We start from the raw sequence: 7,164 nt of genomic DNA on the forward strand, positions 1-7,164 counted from the left end.
GCGGGCCTTCGCACTTCGCACTTCGCACTTCGCACTCACGCACTCACGCACTCACGCACTTCAGTGATGCGCCGACGCCGACAGCTGGTCCTGACACCACGACGCGCCGCCGTCTCCCTTCTCGCTCTGCGGGTAGACGCAGACGTTCTTCATCATCCCGTGGTCCTCGTGGAAGAGGATGTGGCAGTGGAAGACGTAGAGGCCCGTCTGGAAGCTCTCGTCGAACGGGATGCGCACCACCACCGTGTCGCCGGCGGCGATGCTCAGGCGGTCCTGCACGCTGTTGTAGCGCGCCGGGCTCGTCCCGTTGGTCGACATCACCAGGAAGTCGCCCTGGTGGATGTGGAAGACGTGCGGGCCGCTGGTGTCCGCGTTGACGAGCGTCCAGTCCTGCGTGATCCCCTGCATCACCCGCACGTCGATCCGTGCCGGCTCGTACGGCTGCTGGTTGATCTGGAACTGCGAGTCGGGAAGCGCGCCGGCGTTGAAGGAGAAGACGAACTGCAGCGTGCTGTCCACCGCCGCGTTCGCCACCGAGCTCACGCGCGACTGCGCGCCCGGGTCCGGGGCGATGTACAGCGGCCCGGGCGCCGGGTTCTGCGCGGGGCCGGTGGTGGCCAGCGTCCCCAGCACGGCGCCCACCTTCCCGTTCACCGCGGTGCTGGCGACGGTGTTCACCAGGTTGTAGACGGCGCCCCGCGTGTTCGGCGCCTGCACCACCACGTCGTAGCGGATGGCGGGCGAGAGGGTGAGCGAGCGGACCGTGTCGGCCTTCACCAGCCCGTTGCCGTCCATCGCCAGGACGATGAGGGCGAGCGAGTCGGCCGGGTTCGACTGGTTGACCAGCGCCAGGCCCGCGTACGTGTCGGAGCCCACGTTGCCCACGTGCCAGAGCTGCGCGGTGCCGGTGGGGATGGTGAAGGCGGCCGGCCAGTCGCCGTTGATGGTGAAGACCGAGCCGCCGAACGCGTTGGCGCCGAAGGGCTGGAAGTCCTTCACCAGCAGCACCTTCTCGGGCATGGTGAGGTTCTTCGGCAGGCGCAGCGCGCGGATGTCGCCCACCAGGATGGCGCCCGACAGCCCCCCGCCCACCTGCTCGTCGGTGAAGCCGTGGGGGTGCGGGTGGTACCAGTGCATCCCCATGGGGTGCGAGGCGGGGAGCGTGAACCGGTACGCGTGCGCCTGCCCCGAGTCGTAGCTGACGCTCACCACCTGGTCACCCACGTTGGCCGCGCCGCTCCCGCGGCCGGGGGTCACGTTGAAGCCGTGGAAGTGGAAGTTGGTGGTGGTGCCGTGGTACGACGTGTCCACGGCGGCGCTGATCCCGTTGGTCACCGTCAGGTCGAGTGAGGCGCCGGGGAAGATGCGCAGCGTGGCCGGGAGGTACGAGGCGGCGCCGCCCGCCACCCGGTACAGGTTGCGCTGGAACCGGCACCCGCCGATGGTGGCCGTGGCGGGGGTGATGGCGACCGAGACCGCCACGTTCGACGCCTGTACGATCGCCGGGAGCGCGGTGGTGTCGGCGGGCGGCGTGGGCCTGGGCGTGCAGGCGGCGCCGCTCTGCGCCGCGGCCTGCGAGACGCCGGCGCCGGCGAGAAGGGCGAGCAGGAGCGCGGGGACCGCAAGGGAGCGGGTACGGATGTGCATGGGATCCATGGAGATGGGAGTGAAACTCGGACAGCGCGTGGAGTGGCGGGGAGCCGTACGCGCAGGAAGGGGGGAACGGTAGGTGCAGTAAATGCAGGCGGATTATAATCGATCACGACTCTAACTGCAACGGGTCGCGGTAGCAGACTTGCCCGCTGCGGATCGGCGGGATGAGAAGAGGGGGAGGCCCGCGGCGGCCTCCCCCTCTTCTCGTGCGATCGTCCTGATCGGGGCCGTCGCGGCAATGACCCCTCGTCGGGTGGCGCTCATCCCCCGCCGCCGCCGACGGCGCCCCCGCCGGGGATGCCGGGCTCGGTCATCTCGCGCACGTTCAGCACGTGGTCGAGCTGCTCGTCGGAGAGCAGCCCGTGGCGCTTCACCACCTCGCGGACGGACTCGTAGTTGGCCGCCGCCTCCTTGGCCACCTTCGCCGCCGCGTCGTAGCCGATGTAGGCGTTCAGCGCGGTGGCGATGGAGGGGTTCTTCTCCAGCAGCTCGCGGCAGCGCTCGCGGTTGGCGCCGATCCCCTCCACCGCGCGCGAGCGGAAGGCGTCGCAGCCGCGCGCCAGGATGTCGACCGACTGCAGGAGGTTGTGCGCCATCACCGGCATCATCACGTTCAGCTCGAAGTTGCCGTGCTGCCCGCCCACGGTGACCGCCACGTGGTTCCCCATCACCTGCGCGCACACCATCATCAGCGCCTCGCTCATCACCGGGTTCACCTTCCCCGGCATGATCGACGAGCCCGGCTGCACCGCCGGCAGCGTGATCTCCGCCAGCCCCGAGGTGGGCCCGCTCGCCAGCCAGCGCACGTCGTTGGCGATCTTGAGCAGCGAGACCGCCAGTGTGTTGAGCGCGCCCGAGGCGGAGACGTACGCGTCCTTGGCCCCCTGCGCCTCGAAGTGGTCCTCCGCCTCGCGGAACTGCAGCCCCGTGAGCTCGCCGATCTTCGCGATCGCCCGCGCCGGGAAGCCGGGCACGGCGTTCGTCCCCGTCCCCACCGCGGTGCCGCCCAGCGCCAGCTCGGCCAGCTCCTCCGACGCGTTCCGGAGCCGCCGGAGCCCGTGCTCCACCTGGCTCGCGTAGCCGCCGAACTCCTGGCCCAGGCGCACCGGCGTGGCGTCCATCAGGTGGGTGCGGCCGCTCTTCACCACGTCGTCGAACTCCTCCGCCTTGGCCCGCAGCGCGTCCCGCAGCCGCTCCAGCGCGGGAGCCAGGTCGTGGTGGATGGCCACGCGGGCGGAGACGTGCATGGCGGTGGGGATCACGTCGTTGGAGCTCTGCCCCATGTTGACGTGGTCGTTGGGGTGCACGCGCTGGTCCGAGCCGCCCTCGCCGAGCAGCTGCGTGGCGCGCGCGGCGATCACCTCGTTGGCGTTCATGTTGGTCGAGGTGCCGCTCCCCGTCTGGAAAATGTCGAGCACGAACTGCCCGTCCAGCCGCCCGTCGACCACCTCCTCGGCCGCGCGCACGACGGCGTCGGCGATGGAGCGGTCCAGGAGGCCCATCTCGGCGTTGGCCAGCGCGCACGCCTTCTTGATGGTGCCCAGCGCGTGGATGAAGCGGCGGGGGAAGCGGATGCCGCTGATCGGGAAGTTCTCGACCGCGCGCTGCGTCTGCGGCCCGTAGAGCGCGTCGGCGGGCACGCGCATCTCGCCGAGCGAGTCCTTCTCGACGCGGAAGCCGGCGGCGGTGGCGGTGTCGGTCATCGGTTCGTTCTGGATCGGGTGAAGGGTTCAGGCGCGGGAAAATGGCGGACGCGGGCGGCGGGCGAAAGTGCGGGAAAGTGCGTGAGTGCGGAAGTGCGTGAGTGCGTTGGATCGGAGCAGTTACGCACTTCCGCACTCACGCACTGACGCACTGCGGTTTGGGCGTGTCCCTCCGCTGCGCTCCGGGCCGGGCTGCGCGCGCGGTAGGGCACGATACCACTGTGCCCAACCGCGCCGGGCCACCGCCGCCACGATACCCCCGTGGCGGCGGCGTCCCGGCCCTCCGGGCGCGCATCCCTCACGCGGTCGTGCCGGTGGATCGGTGATCCCTTGCGCGCGACGGGCTCGGCCCCGACCTTAGGATCTGGCGTTCCAGAGCGCCTCCGGTCCGCGGAAAGGGCAGCGCCCATCTGCTTCTCATCGTGGTAAATCATCACGACCTCTTTCGGGCCGAGCGTGCGGACACCGGCCATCCACGAAGGAGGCCGTCATGTCCACGCCATCCCGCAGGTCCCTCCCGCCCCGTCCCGACCTCGACCAGCAGAAGAAGCTCGCCCGGGAGCTGCTGCGCGCGTTCCGCGCCAGGGACGCCGAAGCGCGGGCCCGGGTCCGCGCACAGCTGCCGGACAAGCCGACGATCGCCCTGGCGGACGCGCAGTTCGTGCTCGCCCGCGAGTACGGCTTCGCCAGCTGGGCGGAGCTCAAGCGGCACATCGAAGAGAAGACCGCGAGCGAGCGCCCGCCGCACGAGGCCCTGCGGAGCGCGCTCGAGGCCCGCGACGCCAGGGCGGCGCGCCGGCTGCTGCGGCGCCACCCGGAGCTGCGCGCGCGGCTGGACGAGCCGGCCTTCGCCTTCGACTCCCCCGCCATCGTCCACTTCGCGGGCGACGAGGACCCCGCGATCGTCGAGGTGCTGCTCGAGTTCGGCGCGGACCCCAACCGCCGGAGCGACTGGTGGGCCGGCCCGTTCCACGCCCTCTACGGCGCCAGCGAGGCCGCGGCCGAGCGCCTCCTGGCCGCCGGGGCGGTGCCCGACGCGTGCGCGGCGGCCCACCTGGACCGGGCGGACCTGCTGGCGCGCATGGTCGAGCAGGACCCGGCGTGCGTGCACCAGCGCGGCGGCGACGGGCAGACGCCGCTGCACTTCGCGCGCTCCCGCGCGGTGGCCGACCTGCTGCTCGACGCGGGCGCCGACATCGACGCGCGCGACGTGGACCACCGCGCCACGCCGGCGCAGTGGATGCTGGCGCGGCGCCGCGGAGAGGGGCGCTACGAGCTGGCGGCCTACCTGGTGGAGCGCGGCGCCACGGCCGACATCTTCCTGGCGGCGGCGCTCGGGCTCAGCGAGCGCGTGCGCGACCTGCTGCGGGCCGACCCCTCGCTCCTGGAGCTGCGCACCACGCACGGCGAGTACGGCGAGCAGCCGCCCAGCAGCTACCACATCTACATGTGGACGATCGGGCCCGACCGCTCGCCGCTGCAGGTGGCCAGGCAGTTCGGGCACCCCGGCACGCTCGCGGTGATGCGGGAGTTCGGCACGCCGCGCCAGCGCCTGCTCACGGCGCTGGCGGAGGGCGACGCGGCCGAAGCCCACGCGCTGCTGGACGCGCACCCCGGCCTCCTCGCCAGCCTGACGCCCGACGACCGGCGCGTGCTGCCGGAGGCCGGCTGGGCCGGCAACGCCCGCGCCGTGGAGCTCATGCTCGGGCTCGGCTTCGACCCCGCCACTCCCAACCCGGGCGGCGCCACGGTGCTGCACTGCGCCGCGTGGGAGGGATCGGCCGAGTCGGTGCGGGCGGTCCTGGCGCACCCCGCCGCGGCGGCCCTGGTCCACCAGCGCGAGCCGGAGTTCGGCGCCACGCCGCTCGGCTGGTGCTGCCACGGCTCCTGCCACGGCCCCCGCGGCGGCGACCACGCCGCCGTCGCCCGGATGCTGCTCCAGGCCGGGGCGACGCCGGAGCCCGAGCCGGGCGAGGCGCGCGAAGACGTGCGCGCGGTGATCGAAGAGTGGCGCGAACGCGAAGCTCGCGGTCCGGCGGAGTGATCCAGAGGGACTCACACGGAGTCGGCGGAGACCCCCCGCTGTTCCTCTGTTAACTCCGTTGACTCCGTGTGAGACATTCAGTTACGGATCTCGACCCGGACGATTCCCTGCAAATGGATAACGCTACGCTCCCTCCTCCACACCATGGTCTGCTCGCAGTAGATTGAGCTCCAATCTGTCACCCACCCGGCCTCTCCGGCGTTCTGCGAAAGAGGTTTCTTCCCGCTCGTGACGCGCACTCCGCTGATCCTCCGCATGCCGCATCTGTTCTCCTTCGCCCCGACCCGGAGCGCCGCCCGTCCGCTCCGGCCGTCTCCTCTCGCGCTCGCCGCCGCGCTCCTCGTCGCCGCCTTTGCGATCCCGGCCGGCCTGGGCGCGCAGACGGTGCGGGGAGCGCTGACGGGGGCGGACAACGGGCGGCCGGTCCCCGGCGCGCTGGTGGCGCTGGTGGACGCGGCCGGCAGGGCGGTGGCGACGGTGGTGTCGGACGCGGAGGGGCGCTGGCGGCTGGCCGCCCCGGGCGCGGGGACGTACGCGCTGCGGGTGGAGCGGATCGGCCACCGCACGCTGCTCACCGAGCGCTTCGCCCTGGCGGCCGGGCAGACGCGCGACCATCCGCTGGCGCTGCCGACGGACGCGATCACCCTGGAGGGGATCCGCGCCGAGGCCAGGCGCCGGTGCACCACGCGGGGCGAGCGGCGCGACGGCCTGGCGCTCCAGCGCGTGTGGGACGAGGCGCGCAAGGCGCTCGCGCTCACCGTGGCCACCGCCTCCGACTCGCTGGCCGGGTACGAGTTCACCACCTTCGAGCGCACCTACTCCCCGCGCGAGCGCCGGCTGGTGGGCGAGACCACGGCGACGCGCCGCGGCCTCACCAGCCGGCCGTTCCACAGCCTCCCGGTGGAGGAGCTGGCGGAGAACGGCTTCGTGCAGGCCCGCGACCGGGGGCTCGTCTTCTACGCCCCCGACGCCGACGTGCTGCTCTCGGACCGCTTCCTGGAGCGGCACTGCTTCCGGCTGCAGGAGGGGAGCGGCGAGACGGCGGGGATGATCGGGCTGGCGTTCGAGCCGGTGCGCGGGCGCCGCCGCCCGGACGTGCGGGGGGTGCTCTGGCTGGACCGCCGCACCTCGGAGCTGCGGCACCTGGAGTTCGGCTACGTGGGCGTGCACGCCGCCGGCGGGGCGTCCGCGGACGGGCGCGTGGACTTCGTGCGCACGCCCTCCGGCGCGTGGATCGTGCGGAGCTGGCTGCTGCGCTTCCCCGTCGCGGACCTGCACCTGTCCACGGACCTCCACACCAACTACCGCCTGAGCTCCGCGCGGGTGCTCAAGGAAGTCGGCGGCACCGTCGTGCGCGGCTGGGCCCCCGCCGACTCCGCCGCGCGGGAGCGGTAGCGGCCGGATCCTCATCCCCCACGACCGAAAACACGCCGCCCCGGGAAGCTCGTCCCCGGGGCGGCCGCTTTTCGTTCGAGGCGGATCATACCGGAGCCGGAAGAACGGCTTGGCTGGCGCGGTACGAGGCGAGCGGGCATCCGTGCCGCTACCGCGCCCAACCCACCTGGCGAGGTGAGAAGATTCTTCGGCCCTGCGGTCGTTCGTGCGGATGCCGGTCCCGTGTGATCGGGCCCAGACCGTGTGAAAACCTCCGCGACTGGGAGTTGCGACGGTTTTCAAGAAGAGCGAGACGCGAAATTCGGGGTGAGCGGCCTGAGCAGCGTCTCAGATGCGTCTGGAGGGAGAACCCGCTCCTCTGGAGCCTTG

The 7,164-nt window shown here is 72.4% G+C and carries 4 protein-coding genes; 2 read left to right on the forward strand and 2 right to left on the reverse strand.

Annotation, left to right across the window (positions count from 1 at the left end):
- Nucleotides 1-60: 60 nt before the first annotated feature.
- Both VF746_22520 and VF746_22525 read right to left on the reverse strand, forming a co-directional pair.
- Nucleotides 61-1,647: a multicopper oxidase domain-containing protein gene (locus tag VF746_22520; GenBank protein ID HEX8695203.1), complete on the reverse strand. Its 1,587-nt coding sequence runs from the start codon at nt 1,645-1,647 to the stop codon at nt 61-63.
- Between the two features lie 266 nt (nt 1,648-1,913).
- Nucleotides 1,914-3,356, reverse strand: coding sequence for a class II fumarate hydratase (locus VF746_22525; protein HEX8695204.1), 1,443 nt, complete (start codon nt 3,354-3,356; stop codon nt 1,914-1,916).
- A 490-nt stretch (nt 3,357-3,846) separates the two neighbouring features.
- Here VF746_22525 and VF746_22530 point away from each other — a divergent pair, with 490 nt between their 5' ends.
- Nucleotides 3,847-5,400: a hypothetical protein gene (locus VF746_22530; protein HEX8695205.1), complete on the forward strand. Its 1,554-nt coding sequence runs from the start codon at nt 3,847-3,849 to the stop codon at nt 5,398-5,400.
- 255 nt (nt 5,401-5,655) lie between these two features.
- Nucleotides 5,656-6,795, forward strand: coding sequence for a carboxypeptidase-like regulatory domain-containing protein (locus VF746_22535; protein HEX8695206.1), 1,140 nt, complete (start codon nt 5,656-5,658; stop codon nt 6,793-6,795).
- Nucleotides 6,796-7,164: the final 369 nt, after the last annotated feature.

Origin of the sequence: Longimicrobium sp., from assembly GCA_036389795.1 — a bacterium.
Taxonomy (GTDB): Bacteria; Gemmatimonadota; Gemmatimonadetes; order Longimicrobiales; family Longimicrobiaceae; genus Longimicrobium.